This is a genomic window from Hymenobacter terrestris, from assembly GCF_013377905.1.
GTDB lineage: Bacteria > Bacteroidota > Bacteroidia > Cytophagales > Hymenobacteraceae > Hymenobacter > Hymenobacter terrestris.
In genome coordinates, this window is sequence record NZ_JABKAV010000041.1 from 12,605 (window position 1) to 31,061 (window position 18,457).

The 18,457-nt window shown below is 60.0% G+C and carries 15 protein-coding genes; 7 read left to right on the forward strand and 8 right to left on the reverse strand.

Annotation, left to right across the window (positions count from 1 at the left end):
- Positions 1–63: 63 nt before the first annotated feature.
- The 3 genes from HW556_RS12910 to HW556_RS12920 form a co-directional block, all read right to left on the reverse strand.
- Positions 64–687, reverse strand: a complete 624-nt coding sequence (locus tag HW556_RS12910; RefSeq protein ID WP_176900504.1) for a bifunctional nuclease family protein — start codon at positions 685–687, stop codon at positions 64–66.
- A 113-nt stretch (positions 688–800) separates the two neighbouring features.
- Entirely contained in the window at positions 801–1,778 is a 978-nt protein-coding gene (locus HW556_RS12915; protein WP_176900506.1) for an electron transfer flavoprotein subunit alpha/FixB family protein, read from the reverse strand.
- Between the two features lie 112 nt (positions 1,779–1,890).
- Positions 1,891–2,631 (reverse strand): electron transfer flavoprotein subunit beta/FixA family protein, encoded by a 741-nt coding sequence (locus HW556_RS12920; protein ID WP_176900508.1) that lies wholly within the window; start codon positions 2,629–2,631, stop codon positions 1,891–1,893.
- A 72-nt stretch (positions 2,632–2,703) separates the two neighbouring features.
- Between HW556_RS12920 and HW556_RS12925 the strand changes: the two genes are divergently transcribed.
- Positions 2,704–3,045, forward strand: coding sequence for a tetratricopeptide repeat protein (locus HW556_RS12925; protein ID WP_116940893.1), 342 nt, complete (start codon positions 2,704–2,706; stop codon positions 3,043–3,045).
- Positions 3,046–3,102: 57 nt separating this feature from the next.
- On the opposite strand, the gene HW556_RS12930 is transcribed toward HW556_RS12925, so the two are convergent.
- Positions 3,103–3,975, reverse strand: coding sequence for an alpha/beta hydrolase (locus HW556_RS12930; protein ID WP_176900509.1), 873 nt, complete (start codon positions 3,973–3,975; stop codon positions 3,103–3,105).
- 62 nt (positions 3,976–4,037) lie between these two features.
- On the opposite strand from HW556_RS12930, the gene HW556_RS12935 reads away from it, so the two are divergent.
- The 3 genes from HW556_RS12935 to HW556_RS12945 all read left to right on the forward strand — a co-directional run bounded on the left by HW556_RS12935 (position 4,038) and on the right by HW556_RS12945 (position 8,597).
- Complete coding sequence (locus tag HW556_RS12935) at positions 4,038–4,943, forward strand: DUF5996 family protein (protein WP_176900511.1); 906 nt, start codon at positions 4,038–4,040, stop codon at positions 4,941–4,943.
- 137 nt (positions 4,944–5,080) lie between these two features.
- Positions 5,081–7,552, forward strand: a complete 2,472-nt coding sequence (locus tag HW556_RS12940; protein ID WP_176900513.1) for a M1 family metallopeptidase — start codon at positions 5,081–5,083, stop codon at positions 7,550–7,552.
- A 181-nt stretch (positions 7,553–7,733) separates the two neighbouring features.
- On the forward strand, positions 7,734–8,597 hold the full coding sequence (locus tag HW556_RS12945) for a transporter (RefSeq protein WP_176900514.1): 864 nt from the start codon (positions 7,734–7,736) through the stop codon (positions 8,595–8,597).
- A gap of 28 nt (positions 8,598–8,625) precedes the next feature.
- Here the strand turns inward: HW556_RS12945 and HW556_RS12950 are convergent, their stop codons facing one another.
- The 4 genes from HW556_RS12950 to HW556_RS12965 form a co-directional block, all read right to left on the reverse strand.
- Positions 8,626–9,966: a M20/M25/M40 family metallo-hydrolase gene (locus HW556_RS12950; protein WP_176900515.1), complete on the reverse strand. Its 1,341-nt coding sequence runs from the start codon at positions 9,964–9,966 to the stop codon at positions 8,626–8,628.
- 102 nt (positions 9,967–10,068) lie between these two features.
- Complete coding sequence (locus HW556_RS12955; protein WP_176900516.1) at positions 10,069–10,359, reverse strand: hypothetical protein; 291 nt, start codon at positions 10,357–10,359, stop codon at positions 10,069–10,071.
- Positions 10,360–10,499: 140 nt separating this feature from the next.
- A complete protein-coding gene (locus HW556_RS12960) occupies positions 10,500–13,949 on the reverse strand; it encodes a pyruvate carboxylase (protein WP_176900517.1) in 3,450 nt (1,149 codons plus the stop codon).
- Positions 13,950–14,120: 171 nt separating this feature from the next.
- On the reverse strand, positions 14,121–15,320 hold the full coding sequence (locus HW556_RS12965) for an OmpA family protein (protein WP_176900518.1): 1,200 nt from the start codon (positions 15,318–15,320) through the stop codon (positions 14,121–14,123).
- 216 nt (positions 15,321–15,536) lie between these two features.
- On the opposite strand from HW556_RS12965, the gene HW556_RS12970 reads away from it, so the two are divergent.
- The 3 genes from HW556_RS12970 to HW556_RS12980 all read left to right on the forward strand — a co-directional run.
- Positions 15,537–16,250, forward strand: coding sequence for an SDR family NAD(P)-dependent oxidoreductase (locus HW556_RS12970; RefSeq protein ID WP_176900519.1), 714 nt, complete (start codon positions 15,537–15,539; stop codon positions 16,248–16,250).
- 35 nt (positions 16,251–16,285) lie between these two features.
- The gene (locus tag HW556_RS12975) at positions 16,286–17,605 is read left to right on the forward strand and encodes a cryptochrome/photolyase family protein (protein WP_176900520.1); all 1,320 of its coding nucleotides are present in this window, start codon (positions 16,286–16,288) and stop codon (positions 17,603–17,605) included.
- 202 nt (positions 17,606–17,807) lie between these two features.
- On the forward strand, positions 17,808–18,457 hold a 650-nt coding region (locus HW556_RS12980; RefSeq protein ID WP_176900521.1), incomplete at its 3' end, for a TetR family transcriptional regulator C-terminal domain-containing protein.

Consider the following 18,457-nt stretch of genomic DNA (forward strand, 5'->3'; position numbering starts at 1 on the left):
AACCCCGCCCCAACGTGGTGTCGGGGCGGGGTTCAAAACAGTCAGCAGAATAACAGTCGATACTTATTCTTCGCGCTTGTTCAGCTCGTCGCGGATTTTGGCCGCTTTCTCGTAGTCCTCGCGCTCCAGGGCCTGAGCCAGCATCTTGGTTAGCTCATCGAGCGACACCTGGCCGCTGGGCTCGCGGGGCGGCGGCGTAGCGCGGGGCTCGTCGCTATCCGTGTCGGTATCATCGTCGTCGTCGTCGTCCGAATCATCGGCATCGGTTTCGTCGAGGTCGGAGAGGATAATACCAGCCTCGCTGAGCACGCTTTCCACCGTGAAAATGGGCACTCCGAAGCGCAGGCCGATGGCAATGGCATCGGAAGGGCGCGAATCCAGCTCGAACGTGCTGGCCCCATCGGAGCACACAATTTTGGAGTAGAACACGCCTTCCTTGAGGTCAGAAATCACCACTTCCAGCACGGCCACGTGCACCTGCTCGGCAAACGAGCGGAACAAGTCGTGCGTCAGCGGCCGGTTGGGGCTGATTTTCTCAATCTGGATAGCAATGCTCTGCGCCTCGAACATGCCGATAATAATGGGCAGGCGGCGGTTGCCGGTCTTCTCGCCCAGAATAAGCGCGAACGAGCCCGACTGCGACTGGCTGGACGAGAGGCCCAGAATTTCGAGCGGTATTTTTTTCACTGGCAGAATCTTGGTGAATGTGCTGATAGGCCCAATGTGGAAATGTGCTGATGGGCAGAACGGGAGAAATAAAAAGCATTTCCCACATTCCGCGCATCAGCACATGCAACACACTAGTTTAATTCTTTTACAGCCGCGATGAGTTTGGGCAGCACGTCGAATACGTCGCCTACAATACCGTAATCGGCCGCTTTGAAGAATGGTGCCTCGGGGTCTTTATTGATGACGACGATAACCTTGCTGGAGTTGACGCCGGCCAAGTGCTGGATGGCACCCGAGATACCGCAGGCAATGTACAGATTCGGCGATACGGTGATGCCGGTCTGGCCCACGTGCTCATGGTGAGGGCGCCAGTCAACGTCCGATACGGGCTTAGAGCAGGCCGTGGCCGCGCCAAGGGCCTTGGCCAGATCCTCGATGAGGTTCCAATTTTCGGGGCCTTTCATGCCACGGCCACCCGATACTACGAGGTCAGCCTCGGGCAGCAGCACGCCGCCGGCCTGGTCCTGCATGATAACTTCCTTGGGGGCATCAGCGAAGTCGGCATCCGTCAACTGGGCCGAGAACGACTCTACCGGGGCCGTTTTGCCGGCTTCGTGCAGGGCCTCAATCGAGTTCTTCTTGACCGCAATAATTTTCCGGTCACCGGCCAGCTCGACATCGGCGAAGGCTTTGCCCGAGAAGGCACCACGCTTTACCACGAACTTGCCGCCATCGGTTTTGGGCAGCTCTACCACGTTGGTGGCAATACTGGCTTCGAGGCGGATGGAGAGGCGCGAACCTACTGCGGCGCCGATGTTGGAGTTGGCCAGCACGATTATCTTGGCTTCCTCTTTCTGGGCCGCGGCGGCAATGAGCTTGGTGTAGGCTCCGTTCACAAAATCCTTCAGGCGGGGCTCGGCGTCATAGAGCACCTTGCTGATACCCTGCTCGCCGAGCAGGGCCAGATTGGCCTCGGTAGCCTCACCCACGGCAATAGCCGTGGCGGTGGTGCCCAGCATCTGGGCCACCTGGCTGCCATAGGAAGCCACCTCCAGCGAGGACTTCTTCACCTCGCCGCCGTCACATTCAACAACTACTAATACAGACATTATTTTAGCGCTTAGATGTTAGTGCCTGGAGCTTAGATTTTTTACGTTAAAAACTGATTGCGTATTGCCATAATTGACAAAGCTCCAAGCTTTAACATCTAAGCTCTCCAAACTAGATTACTTTCGCCTCGTTACGAAGCAGCCGAATAAGCTCGCCGGCGTTTTCGGCCGGGATGAGCTTAACGCCCTGCTTGGCAGGGGGCAGCGCGAAGGTTTCCACCTCGGTGCGGGCAGCATCAGCGGTGGGCTCTACTACTTTCAGCGGCTTGGTGCGGGCCGTCATGATGCCGCGCATGTTCGGGATGCGGGGCTCGCACATGGGCTGCTGGCAGGAAGCCACGAAAGGCGCATTCACCTCCACGATTTCCTTGCCACCTTCGATTTCGCGCTCCAGTGTGGCCGTATTGCCGCTCATGTCAAGCTTCATGGCCGGGGCTACTGTCGGGATGCCGAGCAGTTCGCCCACCATGCCGTGCACCTGGAAACCATTGTAGTCAATACTTTCCTTACCCATCAGGATGACGTCGTAACCGCCGTCTTTGGCAATGGCAGCAATCTGCTTGGCCACGAAGAAAGCGTCCTTGGGATGCGCGTTCACGCGGATGGCGTCATCGGCACCAATGGCTAGGGCCTTACGGATGTTGGGCTCAGTGTCGGCTTCGCCTACGTTGAGCACGGTAACGGTGCCGGCACCTTGGGCTTCTTTCAGCTCAATGGCGCGGGTGAGGGCGTATTCGTCCCAGGGGTTAATCACGAACTGCACCCCGGCCTTGTTAAACTCCTTGTTATCGGGCGTGAAGGCGATTTTGGTGGTCGTGTCGGGTACGTTGCTGATGCAAACGAGAAACTTCATCTACGGCTGCTTATATGGAAGAAACTAAAGAAAGTGTCAAATTTGGGCGAAGATACTCAAAACTCCTGCCCTATGGAAACCGCGCCGAGCCGTTTGCAACAACTTCTGGCCTTCTACGAAGACGACCCCACCGACGCATTTACCATCTATGCGCTGGCCACCGAATACCGCGAAACGGAACCCGAAACGGCCATGCGCTATTACCAGACGCTGCTTGACCAGCACCCCGATTATGTGGGTACGTACTACCACGCCGGCAAGATGCTGCAGCACCTGCAAAAGCCCGATGAAGCCGAAAAAGTTTACCAGAAGGGCCTGCGCGTAGCCCGCAAAGACGGTCAGATGCACGCCGCCAGCGAAATTCAGCAGGCCCTCAACCAGCTACTGGGCCTCGATTATGAGGATGAGGACTAATAGCTAGTGCTTAGATGCGCAGGGAGGAAGAATGCGTAGCGTTCAGCTCCACGAAAGTTACTTCACCGCCACGCCTCCCGCTTCCAGCACTTTCTGAAAGAACAGCACTTGGTACGGCAGCGCATTCTGCCAGTAGTCCCAAGTATGGGCACCGGGCCGCTCGATGTAGTCGTGGGGCGTGTGGTTGTACACGAGACGGCGGTGGACTTCGCGGTTGATATCGATAAGGAAATCGTCTACGCCGCAGTCGATGATGAGGGGCAGCCCGTTGGCCAGCAGCTTATCGGCCATGTTCACCACCGAATTGGCGCTATAGACGCTGGGGGCGGGTGTTTCGGGGCCGAGAATAGGGTTGAACAGACTCTGGCGCTGCTGGGCTTCCTGGGGGTTTAGCTTGCGGTTGGTGATGCTCAGGTCGAGGGCGCCGCTCATGCTGCCGGCCGCCGCAAACAGCTCCGGGTGCCGCGCCGATAGGTACAGCGCCCCGTGGCCGCCCATCGAAAGGCCCGTAATTACGCGGCCCTCCTTGCGGGCCACGGTGCGGTACGTCTGGTCGATTTTGCCGATTACGTCCCGGGTAATGTAGGTTTCGAACTGGCTGGCCGGATTCACCGGCGAGTCGAGGTAGAAGCTGAACGTTTCGCCCTCGGGCGTTACAATAAGCAGGTTGTACTGGTCGGCGAGGCGGTGCAGCAGGGTTTTGTCGGGCGTTTTGCTCGTCCAGTCGGCAAAGTGGCCGTAGGCGCCGTGCAGCAGGTACAGCACCGGGTAGCGGGCCTTTTTATTTTTGGCGTAGGAAGCCGGCACTACCACGGCAGCCCGGTAGCTGCGTTGCATGGCCGCGCTGGCAATATCGAGGGTATCGACGCGGGCCGCGTGGGCCGATAAGGAGGCCAGCAGCAGGCACGCCAGCAGACGAAGAGTTTTCATACTTTCAGGAATTGATTGGCTTTTGCCGGAAAATACGAATTCCTAAATCCCCCCTCCTGCCCATGCCCGCAACTACCCTTACTCATGCTGCCTGGCCCGCGTTGCCCGTTGCCGGCTGGGCCGACACCCTCACAACGCTGCACATGTGGACGCAGGTAGTGGGCAAAATCCGGCTGGCCCAGACGCCCCTCATCAACCAGTTCTGGAACGTGCCGCTCTACGTTTCGGCCCGGGGCCTGACCACCTCGGCCATGCCTTACGAGCAGCGCAGCTTCGAAATTGAGTTCGATTTTATTGACCACCAACTGCATATTCGGTGCTCCGACGGGGCCACCCGGCAGCTGGCGCTGGAGCCGCGCTCGGTGGCCGACTTCTACCACGAAGTGCTGCGGCTGCTGCATGAGCTGGACTTGAAAGTGACCATCTGGCCCATGCCGGTGGAAGTGGCAAACCCTATCCGGTTTCCCGACGACACCCAGCACGCCAGCTACGATCCTGAAGCTGCTCACCGCTTCTGGCGGGCTCTCACGCTGATGACGCCCATCCTGACGGACTTCCGGAGCGGCTTTACCGGCAAGTGCAGCCCGGTACACTTCTTCTGGGGCTCATTTGATCTGGCCGTGAGCCGCTTTTCGGGCCGGCCGGCTCCGGTGAAGCCCGATGCCGACTCCATCACCCGGGAAGCTTACTCGCAGGAAGTTATCAGCCACGGGTTCTGGCCGGGCGGCAACGGGCAGGAGGCGGCTTTCTATGCCTACTGCGTACCGGCACCCGAGGGGTTTGCCGAGGCCCCGGTGCAACCCGAGGCCGCATACTACAGCACCGAGCTGGGCGAGTTTCTGCTGCCCTACGAAGCCGTACGCACCGCCTCCGACCCAGCCGCCGCGCTACACGAATTCCTGCAGAGCACTTACGCCGCCGCCGCCGACCTGGCCGGCTGGGATCGGGCTGCGCTGGAACGCGCCTGACCTGAAACGGCGCTACTTACCCCGTTGGGGCAACCTTGCGGCCACTTTCTGCCTCTATGGAAACTCCTGAGCCGGCTGCGCATCTGTGCCGAAAAGTTTGCAACTAGCACCAAATATCCTCTTCCCTCCTACTTACCATGAATAAACCCTTCCTGCTGGCTCTTGGGCTGCTATTTGCCACGCCGGCCCTGGCCCAGCAAAGCCCCGCCCGCCCCGATTCGGTGGCCCTGACGGCCTACCGCGCCTCGCGCACCAAAATCAACAGTCTGGTGCACACCAAGCTCGATGTGCGCTTCGACTACGCCAAGCGCCAGCTTATTGGCAAGGAGTGGGTTACGCTGAAGCCCCACGCCTACCCTACCGACTCGTTGCGCCTCGATGCCAAGGGCATGGACATTGGCTCGGTAACGATGGTGGGCCAGGGAGATGCCAAGGCGCTTACCTTCAAAAACACCGGGGAGTTCCTCAATATCAAGCTCGATAAAACCTACCTCGCCGACCAGCAATACACCGTGTACATCGAGTACGTGGCCAAGCCCAACGAGCTGAAAACCAAGGGCAGCGCCGCCATCACCGACGCCAAAGGCCTATACTTCATCAACCCCGACAGCGCGGTGGCCGGCAAGCCGGTGCAAATCTGGACTCAGGGCGAGACGGAGGCTTCGTCGGCGTGGTTTCCGACCATTGATGCCACCAACCAGAAAACGACCCAGGAAATTGCCATGACCGTGCCCGCGAAGTACGTGACACTGAGCAATGGGGCGCTGAGCAGCCAGAAACCCAACGCCGACGGCACCCGCACCGACACCTGGAAGATGGATCTGCCCCACGCGCCCTACCTGTTTATGATGGCCGTAGGGGACTTCAAAATCACGAAGGACACATGGCGGGGTAAGGAAGTTAATTACTACCTAGAGCCCAAATACGCGCCTTTCGCCAAGCAGATTTTCGGCAACACCCCCGAGATGCTGGAATTTTTCTCCAAGAAGCTCGGCGTAGATTATCCGTGGAATAAATATTCGCAGATTGTAGTGCGCGACTACGTGAGCGGGGCCATGGAAAACACCACCGCCACGCTGCACGGCGACTTTCTGCACAAAGACGCCCGCGAGGCGCTGGACGCCGAGTACGACCGGGGCGAGTCGGTTATTGCCCACGAGCTGTTCCACCAGTGGTTTGGCGATTTGGTAACGGCCGAAAGCTGGAGCAACCTGACGGTGAACGAGTCGTTTGCCGACTTTTCGGAGGCGCTGTGGGCCGAGCACAAGTATGGCCAGGAGGCCGGCGACGCCCACGCCTACCAGAACATGCGCAACTACCTGCGCAGCCCCCGCGACGCCCAGAAAAACCTAGTGCGCTTTAACTACGCCGACAAGGAGGACATGTTTGATCTGGTGAGTTACCAGAAGGGCGGCCAGATTCTCAACATGCTACGCAGCTACCTCGGCGAAGAAATCTTTTTCAAGAGCCTGCAGAAGTACCTTACCGACAACAAGTTTGGCACCGCTGAAGCCCACCAGCTACGGTTGGCCTTTGAGGCCGTATCGGGCAAAGACCTGAACTGGTTCTTCAACCAGTGGTACTTCGGCGCGGGCCATCCGGTGGCAACCATCGACTACAGCTACGACCAGCTCAACAAGGAGCAGGTAGTTACCATCAAGCAAACCCAGCCCGGCCAGGTGTTCGAGCTGCCGCTGGCCATTGATGTGTACCAGAACGGCAAGCCCACCCGCCACAACGTGGTGCTCCGCAAGGCCACCGAGGTGCTGCGCCTGCCCGCCGCCACCCAGCCCGAGCTGGTAAACGTGGACGCCGACAAGGTAACGCTGTGGCAGAAGCAGGACAACAAGCCCTTCGGCCAGTTTGCCTACCAGTACCGCAACGCCCCGCGTTACGTCGACCGGCGCGAGGCTGTGGCCGCTGCTGCTGCCCTGCCCCCCACAGATGCCGCCGCCCGCCAGCTGCTGTTTGCGGCCTTGAGCGACAAAAGCGAGTTCATCCGTCGCGCTGCGCTGGGCTCACTCAAGCTGGATGATAAAGCCGTAGCCAAAGCCGCTGCTCCGCTCATTCGGAAGCAGTTGGCGCAGGAGAAAAACACCAACAACCAAGCGGGCATGTTGCAGGCCCTGGCAGTTATTGGCGACAAGAAGGACGAGAAACTGTTCACGAAGTCGCTCAATAGCCAGTCGTATGCCGTGCAGGGTGCCGCCCTCGAGGGCCTGGCCGCCATGCAACCCAAGCAGGCACTGGCCCGAGCCAAGGCGCTGGAGGCCGGTGCCAAAGGCGACGTAGCCGCCGCTATTGCCAACGTGTATGCCGAAGCCGGCGACGCCAGCACCTGGCCTTACGTACGCAAACAGTTCGATGCCGCCGGCCCCCAGACGCAGTTTCAGATGCTGGAAAGCCTCATGGGTTTCATGGCCCGCCTCTCCGACCCTACCGTACTACGCGAAGGCGTTGACCGGCTTCAGAAAATGGCCATTCAGTACAAGCAGTACGGAGTAGCCGAGCCCATTCTGGCCATGCTTGCAAAGGTGAAGCAGGATAAGCCAGCCGACCAGCAGGCCGTTGTGCAGGCCGCCGAAGATGCTATCAAAGCTGCCCAATAGTAGCTTAGATCTCAGCAGTGTATGCAAAGGTTCCCACTGCGGTTGCGGTGGGAACCTTCTTTTTGGAGCTGATCCAAAGGATTATCAGCTGAGCACAAACCATTATAAAATAAGCACAAGTGTCTAACACTGAAGAACTACCGAACGGAACCATTCGCGGCTGGCGGGCGTCTTGGCGGCCATGCGTAACCTTACTTTGCTGACTACCGGAGCGCTGTTGTCACTAGCAGCCCCGGTTCGCACCCTGGCCCAGTCAGCCGCCACCGATGCCGAGTTCAACTCTAACATGGAGTCGCCCTTTGTGCGCCTCATTCGCCCCGACCGGCCCGGGCAGACTATAACCACCAACATGCTGTACCCCGGGCAGTTTCAGTTCGAAACCGGCCTGACGCGTTACGCTGATGGTAGCAGCGTGGGCTATGCCGGCCGCCAAGTGTGGGGTAATACCCTCCGGGTGGGCTTTTTCAACCACATCGAGCTGCGCGCCACCCAAAACTACCTGCCCGACCTGGCTGCCCGCCGTCAGTCGGGTGATGTATCAGCCGCCCCAGTTTCCGGGCCGGGCGGGTTTGCGCCCCTCAATGTGGCCGCTAAATTTTTGGCTTCCAGCACCCAGAATGCCCGCTCACAGGTAGTAATACTCCTCGACATGAACCTGCGCAACGGCGACGCCAGCTTTGCCGGCAAGCAGCTGGAGCCCGGGGCGCGGTTGCTGGTTTCGCAGCAGTTGGGGCAGCGGTTCGGCTTGGAAGGCAACTTCGGATTTCGGCAACGGGGCTTTAAGGCCGAGGGCACTAAGCAGGGCCAGTACCTGACAACGCTGGCCCTCAACGGTCCGCTTGGGGCAGATACGCACTTTGGTTTTCTGGCCGAAACCTACGCCACCTGGCAACGCCAGCAAGGGTGGCGGCCGGGCCTCAGTTCGGGGCTTTACTACCGACCCCTACCCGGCCTGCGTCTCGATGTAACCGCCGGCTACGGCCTTACACCAGCGGCCGGTGGCTTTAATATTGGTGCCGGCCTCAGCGCGCGACTGGGCAAATAAGAATACCGGAAGTCGGTATCCCGCTCCGTTATTTCTTCGCTTCCTCGCCCACAATGCGGGTGGGCGTTTGCTGCCCATTGATAATGGGCGCAGCGGCGCGGGCAATGGCCGTAATAACGGCCGTCATGTTGGGCAGATCGAGGCTTTCTACCTCGTCGTTGACGGAATGGTAGAGCTTGTCGGTCGGAATCTGGTCGGTGCTGATGGTATGGGCCGGCACGCCTAGGCGGGCCAGCGTGGCGTTGTCGGAGCGGTAGAACAGGTTCTGCTCGGGGTACGGATCGGCCTCGAACCGGAATACTGTGCCCTTGGCATTCCGCTGAAGCAGCGGCCCGAAATCAGACTTATCGAAACCCGTGATGAAGGCGGAGTTCGGACCGAATTTGGCCTGCTTGCCAATCATTTCGATGTTAAACATGGCCACTACCTGTGCGGCATCAAGCTGGCGGGCAAAATGGCCGGCTCCGAAGCCCCCGATTTCCTCGGCTACAAAGGCCACAAATACCAGCGGGCGGGCATTGCTGCGCTGCTGCTTGAAGTACTCGGCCAAAGCCACTACTGCCGTCGTGCCGCTAGCATCGTCGTCGGCCCCGTTGGCAATCGAGTCGCCGGCCACGGCAGACAGAGCACCAATGTGGTCGTAGTGGGCGCTGAATATGACCTTCTCGTTCTCGCGGTCTTTATCCAGGCCTGGCAGTACACCCACCACATTGCGCAGCTGTACCGTGCGGATATCTGTAGTGGCCGTTATCAAAAACTTAAACGCACCGACCGGAGCCTTGCCCAGCACGAGCAGCGTGGAAAAAGGTGCGGGCTTATCGGCCCGCAGCCCGCCACGCTCCATAGCGCTGGCCACCCGCTTAAACGCTGCTTGCTGAGCTGAATCGACAAATACAATGGTATTGGCCTGGGGGTTGAGCAAAGGCCTGATTTCCTTCATTAGGTTATCCTTAGGCCCGATGGTGACGATGCGAGGCGAGGGCTCATCGTAGTGCATCCAGTTGAGCTTGGGCTGGCCCGATACCAAGACGAACCGGCTGGCCGGCACCACGGTACCGCCCACCGTAACCAACATAGCCTTGGTGCGGGCCTCATATACCGGGAACGACTGCGAGAAGCCTGGCAAACCCGGCAGCGGCTCCAGCCCGATCCGCTGAAATTCGGCCACCAGAAAATCGCCCGCCTTCTCGGCACCGGGCTTTCCGGAGGCCCGGCCCTGCATATCATCGGCGGCCAGTGTCCTGACTATCCGCTCGACGGTAGCGGCGGCAACGCCGGGTGCCGCAGGAAGCTTGACAGGCTTTTTCTGAGCGAATACAGGCCGGCCGGCAAGCCCCAGCAACAGAATGAGAGCAATAGCTTTATACATGACGCAAAATAAGGAGCCCGCGCCAGATTTAATACAATCTGGCGCGGGCTCCCTGGCTACTTTTACTCTTCTTTGGGCTTGGTAGCCTCCACTGCTCAGCCGCTACTCTTTTTCGGCAGCGGCCAATACTGCGGCCCACTCGGCATCGGTACTGGCCTTACCGGCACCAGGTACCGTTTTCAGGGCCAGCTCGGGGGCAGCAGCCTGCAGCATATTCAGCGTTAGCTTCAGGGGCACGAGCGTTTTATCAGGTCGCAGCAAGTAGTACTGGTTTTGGTCCTGAATCTGGTCGAGGCGTGGGCCGTAACTGTATGCCTGAGGTTCTTTCGCTGGTACAAATTGCTTGGTGTAGCGCTTGAGTAGCGTGTAGCGGCCTTCATGTAATATCCACATACTCGCCTTGCTGCTGCCGGTCAGCGGCCTTAGCAGAGCGCCGGATCAGTGCCGGGGCAGTGCTGGTGCTTCCAACTTGAAACCGACAACCAACCAGTCGTCCAACTGACGAGAGTTGGTACGAGTTGCGTCCAGTCGCATTACCCCAGTGTCAGCACCAAATCGTCGGCGTTTACCAGTGTGCCTTCGGCCAGGTTCACAGACTGCACGGTGGTGTCGTCGGGGGCTGTGATGGTAGTTTCCATCTTCATGGCTTCGATGATGAACAAGGGCGTATTCTTGCGCACCTGCTCGCCGCTTTTCACTAACACCCGGCTTAGCAGGCCCTGCAGCGGTGCGCCTAACTGACGCGGGTTGGTCTTGTCGGCCTTGGTGTTCATGATGCGCTTCACCTCTACCGACTGGTCGCGGATTTTGAGGTTTCGCGTTTGGCCGTTGAGGGTGAAGAACAGCGTACGGTTGCCGTCCTCATCCACCGGGCCAATGCTCTGCAGACCCACGATGATGCTTTTGCCGCGGGCAATTTCGATGAGCGTTTCATCGCCCGACTGTAGTCCGTAGTAAAACACCGGCGTAGGCACTACCGACACGTCGCCGTATTGCTGGCGGAAGTCCCAGTACTTCTCGAACACCTTGGGGTAGAGCAGCCACGACAGCACGTCGGTGAACTTGCCCTCGGCCTCGAACTTCTCCTTGAAATTGGCCTGCTCCTGCTCGAAATCAATCGGGGCCAGGTGCTCGTTGGGCCGGTCGGTGAAGGGCTCTTCACCTTTCAACACTACGGCCTGTACGTCGGCTGGCCAACCGCCCTCGGGCTGGCCGATGTCGCCGCGGAACAGCTGGCGCACCGACTCGGGGAAGTTGAGTGTCTCGCCCTTCTCCAGCACATCGGCAGTGGTCAGGTCATTTGACACCAGGAACAGGGCCATGTCGCCGACCACTTTCGACGACGGGGTTACTTTCACAATGTCGCCGAACAGCTGGTTGACGTCGGCGAAGGCCGTTTTCACAGTTTCAAACTTGTCGAGCAGGCCCAGGGCCGCCGCCTGGGGCCGCAGGTTGGAGTACTGCCCGCCCGGAATTTCGTGCTGGAACACTTCCGACGTGCCCGCCTTCAGGCCCGACTCAAATGGATAATAGTACTCACGCACCGTTTCCCAGTAGGTCGAGAATTCGTTGAGCGACTTCTGGTTGAACTCGCGGTGCCGGGGCTGGCCGCGCAGCATTTCCACTACCGAGTTGAAGTTAGGCTGCGACGTGAGGCCCGATAACGAGCCTAGCGCCACGTCAATCACGTTCACGCCGGCTTCCACTGCCTTGAGGTACGTAGCGGGCTGCAGGCTGCTCGTATCGTGGGTGTGCAAGTGAATGGGCAGACTAATGGTGTCCCGCAGGGCCGTGATGAGCTCCTGGGCAGCGTAGGGCTTGAGCAAGCCAGCCATGTCCTTGATGCAGAGGATGTGCGCGCCGGCATCCTCAATCTGGCGGGCCAGGCGCAGGTAGTAATCGAGGTTGTACTTCTGGTGGCGGCTCACGTCGAGCAGGTCGCCGGTGTAGCAGATGCTGGCCTCAGCGAGCCGGTCGGTTTTAGTACGCACGAAGCCAATGCAGGCCTCCATACCCGGCATCCAGTTCAGCGAATCGAAAATCCGGAACACGTCGATACCGGTTTCGGCGGCCTGCTGCACGAAACGTTCGGTCAGGTTATCGGGGTAGGCTTTGTAGCCCACGCCGTTGGCCCCCCGAATCAGCATCTGGAGCAGGATATTGGGTACGGCGGCGCGCAGCTTGGCCAGCCGCTCCCACGGGTCTTCGTGCAGGAAGCGCAGGGCTACGTCAAACGTGGCCCCACCCCAGCATTCCAGCGAGAAGGTTTGCGGGTGTTCGTGGGCGAAACGGCTGGCCACCTTCAGCATATCGAAGGTGCGCATGCGGGTGGCCAGCAGGCTCTGGTGGGCGTCGCGCAGCGTGGTGTCGGTGTAATGGATTTGCGGGTCGGCGCGGAGCCACTTCGAGAATCCCTCGGGTCCCAGCTCGGTGAGCAGCTGTTTGGTGCCGGCCGGCGGCGGGCCGCTGGGGTCCGACTCGGGCAGGCGGGGCTTGCGCAGTTCCTTTTTGGGGTCGAGGTTGCCGGCCACGTCGGGGTGGCCGTTCACAATCACATCACCCAAAAAGCGCAGCATGCGGGTGGCCCGGTCGCGGCGCTGCTCAAAGCGGAACAGCTCGGGGTGGTCCTTGATAAAGTCCACCGTGGCCTCGCCGGCCATGAAAACCGGGTGGGCAATGATGTTCTGCAGAAACTGGATGTTGGTGCTCACCCCGCGTATCCGGAACTCGTCGAGCGTGCGGGCCATTTTCTGGGCAGCGTCGGCCAGCGTGGGCGCCTGGGTCGACACCTTCACCAGCAACGAGTCGAAAAACGGGGATACCCGCACACCGCTGTACACCGAGCCCTGGTCGAGGCGGATGCCGAAGCCGCCAGCCGAGCGGTAGGCCGTAATAGTGCCGTAATCGGGCTTGAAATCCTGCTCGGGGTTTTCGGTGGTGATGCGGCACTGGATGGCGTAGCCGTTCTTCATCGGCACCACATCGGGCCCGAGGTTGATTTCGGGGTCAGTGAGCCGGTAGCCGGCCGCCACGTGAAGCTGGGTTTTAATTAGGTCAACGCCCGTAATCATCTCCGTTACGGTGTGCTCAACTTGGATGCGCGGGTTGACCTCGATAAAGTAGATGCGGTTGAGCTCGGGATTCACCAGAAACTCGACGGTGCCCACATTATTATAGCCCACGGCGCGGCCCAGGCGCAGGGCGTATTCGTAAAGCTGCTCGCGCATTTCGGGCGTCAGGTGCAGCGAGGGGGCTACTTCCACCACCTTCTGGTAGCGGCGCTGCACCGAGCAGTCGCGCTCGTAGAGGTGGGTAAGGCCGCCGTGGTTGTCTGCTACCAGCTGCACCTCGATGTGCTTGGGGTTCTCCACGAAGCGCTCCAGAAACACGGTATCGTCGCCGAAAGCTTTCAACGCCTCGTTGCGGGCCTCAAAAAAGCCGCGCTCCAACTCCTCATCGTCGCGGATGACGCGCATGCCGCGGCCGCCGCCGCCCGAGGCCGCCTTCAGCATTACCGGGTAGCCGATGCGGTGGGCCTCCACCAGCGCTACTTTCAGGTCAGTCAGGTCGGCTTCGCTGCTTTCGATGATTGGGACGCCGCACTCCACGGCCACGCGCTTGGCGGCCACTTTGTCGCCGAGCGCCTCCATCACCTCCGGCCGTGGCCCAACGAAGATAATGCCTTCCTCGCGGCAGCGGCGGGCCAGCGTGGCGTTTTCGCTCAGGAAACCGTAGCCGGGATGGATGGCGTCAACCTGGTTTTCCTTGGCCGTGCGGATGATGCCCTCAATGTCGAGATAGGGCTTGAGCGGGTCGTCGTCGCGGCCTACCTGGTAGGCTTCGTCGGCCTTGTAGCGGTGCAGCGAGTAGCGGTCTTCGTAGGTATAGATGGCCACGGTGCGGATGCCCAGCTCGGTGGCGGCGCGCAGCACGCGGATGGCAATTTCGCCGCGGTTGGCGACCAGTAATCGACGGATATTCATGCGGCAAGCAAAGAGAAGGATACAAGAAGGAAGATGCCGCAAGCTACGGAAGGGCACGCAAAACGTTAGCGAATTTTTGCTAATAGCGAAATTCTATTTCGTTCTTCAAAGTAGCCTCGCTGAAGATTCTCCCACTTACACGCTGATTATCAAAGCATATCAACCAAAGCTCTATTTTGTCAACACCCTCAAACTCAGTCGTCGGTTCATGGCGCGGCCAGCCGGCGTGCGGTTGGAGGCCATTGGGTAGTTGGGGCCGTACCCGCGGGCCTCGAGGCGCGACGGGCTGATGCCCATTTCCACCAGGGTGGTCCAGGCGGTGCGGGCGCGGGCCTCGCTTAGCTGGCGGTTCATTTGGTAGGTGCCCACGCTGTCGGTGTAGCCGCCTATTTTGAGGCGGGCCTGCGGATAGCTCTGCAGCAGCAGCGCAATGTTTTTCAGCTGGTGCCTCGATTCGGGCGTGAGCGTGGCCTGGCCAGTTGTGAAGAATACCCGGTCGAAACTAATCCAGCCGCGGGTGCGGTCCACCGTGTCTATTTGTTGGCGAGGATTGCTGAGGAACTGATGAAGCTGGTTTTCGGTGGACTGGCTGCCCACGCCGCGCAGCTGCTGGCCATTGGACAGGCGCAACGTGGTAGGCGCACCCGTATGGTAGATATAGTAGCCCGATTTGAGGTCGTAGTGTCCATCTACCGGGGGCGGCTCAATGCTGCCCGCCCGCCGGCTGCCCGGCTGGTAAGGCGTCCGGGGCCGGGCCACCGCCATATCACGACTGGCTGCGGCCGGTGGCGAAGCTGGTGCTGATGGTGTAACAGCTGGCGGCGTAATGGCTGGCCGCGGAGGCACAGTAGCTGCCGGAGTAGCCGGACGAGCCACGGCAGTTGGGCGGCTGACGGCTTTTGAGCGGGCTGCTGGTGGTGCGGGGGTAGCGGGGGGAAGCGTCGCAGTAACCGCCTCGCCCGGCGGGATAATACGACACTGCTGAATGTAGGTCAGGTAGTCGCGGTTGGGAGTTTGATTCGACCCTTTTTCTTCGGGAAAAAGCACGAACGTACCGTTGGCCGTTTTGCCTGCCAACAGAAAGATATTCTCGATTTTCTGGGGCTGAAAGCCAGTCTGGCTTACCTGCACCGAGTAGGGCCCGCCTACCAGCAACCCTTTGAACGCGAAGTTGCCGGCTTCATCGGTTGTGGCGGTGGTACGGGTTTGGGTGGGCCCGTACACAACCAGCACCGCCGCCTTTTCGAGGGCTTGGTTGTTGGGTGCCATCACGTTGCCGACGATGCCTACCAGCTCCTGAGCCATGCCGGGAACCGCCAAGCCGAGTAAAACTGCCAGTAACAGCGGTAGAGAAGCGTTAAAACGTTTCATAAGCGCGATTTAGGTTCTTTAACAGGCGAATGAATCTTCCAATTTAATCACTATTTCGATTACGCTACACCAAAATGCAAAATTATTTCTCACTTTAGTTATATAACATAGAGTGCTCATGATATTCAGCGGGCCGGGAGTTTGTAAGCCGCGGCCAAAACCCTTCCCCCCGTCGCCTAGTTCTCTGCCCATACTCCTTATTCAACCCTACCACGCATGGAATTCGCGGACAAGAACATTCTCATCATCGGCGCCTCCTCGGGCATTGGTCTGGCCACGGCCCAACTGCTGAGCCGGCTCAACGCCAACCTCTATACCGCCTCGCGCACCCATTCGCCCGAACTGGCCGAGCTGCAGACCACCTTCATAGAGCTCGACGTAACGCAACCGCTGGGCACGGCCCTCGACGGGTTACCTGAGGTGCTGCATGGCGTGGTGTATTGCCCCGGCTCCATCAAGCTGCGGCCCTTCGAGCGGATTCCACTGGCCGATTTCCAGGCTGATTTCCAGCTCAATGTGCTCGGGGCAGTACAGGTACTGCAGGCCTGTATGAAGCGTTTGAAAAAAGCCGACGGCGCTTCAATCGTGCTGTTCAGCACGGTAGCGGCCGATACGGGCATGTCATTTCATGCCAGCATCGCCACGGCTAAAGCGGCCGTGGAGGGCCTGACCCGCGCACTGGCTGCCGAGTACGCCGCCAGCAACGTGCGCGTAAACTGCGTGGCCCCTTCGCTCACCGATACGCCTCTGGCCGCCGCCCTGCTCAATACGCCCGAAAAGCAGGAAGCCAGCGCCAAACGCCACCCGTTGCAACGCATCGGCCAGCCCCAGGATCTGGCCTACATGGCGTCTTTCCTGCTTTCTGATCATAGCTCATTCATCACCGGCCAAGTGCTGCCCGTTGATGGCGGCATGGGCAAGCTGAAGTAGCGCACTGTCTGGTTGAACTTCATTTTGAGCCTCCTATGAAAGTCGTTCTTTTCTGGCACCGGCGCGACCTACGGATACACGATAACGCGGGCCTGGCAGCAGCCCTGCAAAGCGGCTACCCGGTGGTGCCGCTGTTCATCTACGACCGCGAAATCCTGGACTTGCTGCCATCCCGCCAGGATGCGCGCGTTACCTTCATCTATGACCAGGTTGAGCGCTTAGGCGCTGAAACAACGGCGGCCGGGGGCTCTTTCCTGGCCTTCTACGGCCGGCCGCTGGAGGTGCTGACGCAGCTACTGGGCCAGCACGAGGTAGCCACTATTTACACCAACGAAGACTACGAACCCTACGCTGCCGAGCGCGACGGGGCCGTGGCGGCGCTGGCCCGGCAGCACGGCGCGGAGTTTTACGCTTTCAAAGACCAGGTGATTTTCGCCAAGAGCGAGCTTTTGGGCAAGTCGGGCAAGCCGGCCCGCACCTTCGGCTCGTACCGCAAAGCCTGGCTGGAAAAGGTGCAGGACGCCGATTTGCAGGCTAAGCCGTCGGCCGAGTTGTTCACGGCCGCCAACCTGGCTGCTTTGCCCGACGCCCCGCCCCGGCCCACGCTGGCCGAGATGGGCTTTGAGCGCTGCGAGCAGTTTGTACCGGCCAACGAGCTGCCCGCCGAAAGCCTGGTGCGCGACTACCACAACACCCGCGACCGGCCGGGGCTCGTCAACAGCTCCACCCGGCGCTCGGTACACCTGCGTTTCGGTACGCTGAGCGTGCGCGAGCTGATGCGCCAGGCGCAGGAGTTCAACCCCAAGCTGCTGGCCGAACTGGTATGGCGCGATTACTTTATGATGCTACTCTGGCACTATCCCGGCACAGCCACCGAGAGCTTCGACCCGCGCCTGCGCCAAGTACCCTACCGTAACAACGAGGACGAATTTGCGGCTTGGTGCGCGGGCCAAACGGGCTACCCGCTCGTGGACGCCGGCATGCGCGAGCTCAACGCCACCGGCTACATGCCCAACCGCGCCCGCATTACGGCCGCTGGATTTCTGGTGAAGCACCTGCTGATTGACTGGCGCTGGGGCGACCAATACTTCGCCGACCACTTGCTCGACTATGACATGAGCCAGAACGTGGGCAACTGGCAGTGGATGGCCGGCACCGGCGTGGTAGCCGCACCCTGGTTTCGGGTATACAGCCCCCAAAGTCAGCTCGAAACCTACGACCCCGACCTGGCCTACGTGAAGCAATGGATACCTGAATATGGCACCCCTGCCTACCCCGCCCCCATCGTCGAGCACAAGTTCGCCCGCCAGCGCGCCATCGACACGCTCCGGGCAGCCTACCGGGCGGCAGAGTAAGGGCAGGTTTTGCCGTTATCAGTTGGTCATGCTGAGCGGAGCCGAAGCATCTCTACCGCTTCGCTCGAACAACAGAAAATGGAGCGGTAGAGATGCTTCGGCTCCGCTCAGCATGACGTTCTCATGTTATTCCGACAAGCACAACTCTCACTTTCCGACCGCCGCGAAACCCTACTGTGGGCCCTCTTGTTATACCCCCGATATGAAACAGCCTACTACTGCCGCGCCCGAAGCGGCCACGCCTAAGGCCCGCATCAAGCAGGCATACTTCGATTACGTTCTTAAAAAGGGCCACCCGCCGCAGTCGGTGTACAAGCTCACCCAGAAGCTCGGCCTGCCCGAGCAGGAGTTCTACCGGGTGTACGCCAACTTCGATGCCATCGACCGCGAAATCTGGGCCGACTTTGGCCGCGAAGCCCGCGAAACGGCCGCCCGCGAGCCAGTTTGGGAGCAGTACGGGGCCCGCGAAAAGATTCTGGGTTTCTACTACACGCTAGTCGAAATCCTGAAGCGCAACCGTAGCTACGCCCTGCAAAGCGTCCGCCGCTCTTTGGAGCGCCGCCCGATGCCTGGCTTCACGCCCCGCGTGCTCGACGATTTCCGCCAGGATTTTGAGGAGTTCGTGAGTGAGATTCTGCGCGAAGGCCGCCGTACCGAGGAAGTCGCTGACCGTCGGGTTATTCAGGATGGCTACCCGCGCTTTTTCTGGCAGCAGGTACTGTTCGTGCTCGGCTTCTTCGCCAAAGATGACACCGTAGACTTCGAGCGCACCGACGCCGCCATCGAAAAAGCCGTTACGCTCAGCTTCGACCTCGTGGGCCGCAACACCCTCGACTCGGCTGTGGATTTCGT

Coding starts and splice junctions, on each gene's coding strand:
- HW556_RS12930 (WP_176900509.1), bottom strand. CDS start 3,975: ATGAAAACTCTTCGTCTGCTGGCGTGCCTGCTGCTGGCCTCCTTATCG.
- HW556_RS12920 (WP_176900508.1), bottom strand. CDS start 2,631: ATGAAGTTTCTCGTTTGCATCAGCAACGTACCCGACACGACCACCAAA.
- HW556_RS12935 (WP_176900511.1), top strand. CDS start 4,038: ATGCCCGCAACTACCCTTACTCATGCTGCCTGGCCCGCGTTGCCCGTT.
- HW556_RS12915 (WP_176900506.1), bottom strand. CDS start 1,778: ATGTCTGTATTAGTAGTTGTTGAATGTGACGGCGGCGAGGTGAAGAAG.
- HW556_RS12940 (WP_176900513.1), top strand. CDS start 5,081: ATGAATAAACCCTTCCTGCTGGCTCTTGGGCTGCTATTTGCCACGCCG.
- HW556_RS12925 (WP_116940893.1), top strand. CDS start 2,704: ATGGAAACCGCGCCGAGCCGTTTGCAACAACTTCTGGCCTTCTACGAA.
- HW556_RS12960 (WP_176900517.1), bottom strand. CDS start 13,949: ATGAATATCCGTCGATTACTGGTCGCCAACCGCGGCGAAATTGCCATC.
- HW556_RS12955 (WP_176900516.1), bottom strand. CDS start 10,359: ATGTGGATATTACATGAAGGCCGCTACACGCTACTCAAGCGCTACACC.
- HW556_RS12950 (WP_176900515.1), bottom strand. CDS start 9,966: ATGTATAAAGCTATTGCTCTCATTCTGTTGCTGGGGCTTGCCGGCCGG.
- HW556_RS12965 (WP_176900518.1), bottom strand. CDS start 15,320: ATGAAACGTTTTAACGCTTCTCTACCGCTGTTACTGGCAGTTTTACTC.
- HW556_RS12945 (WP_176900514.1), top strand. CDS start 7,734: ATGCGTAACCTTACTTTGCTGACTACCGGAGCGCTGTTGTCACTAGCA.
- HW556_RS12975 (WP_176900520.1), top strand. CDS start 16,286: ATGAAAGTCGTTCTTTTCTGGCACCGGCGCGACCTACGGATACACGAT.
- HW556_RS12970 (WP_176900519.1), top strand. CDS start 15,537: ATGGAATTCGCGGACAAGAACATTCTCATCATCGGCGCCTCCTCGGGC.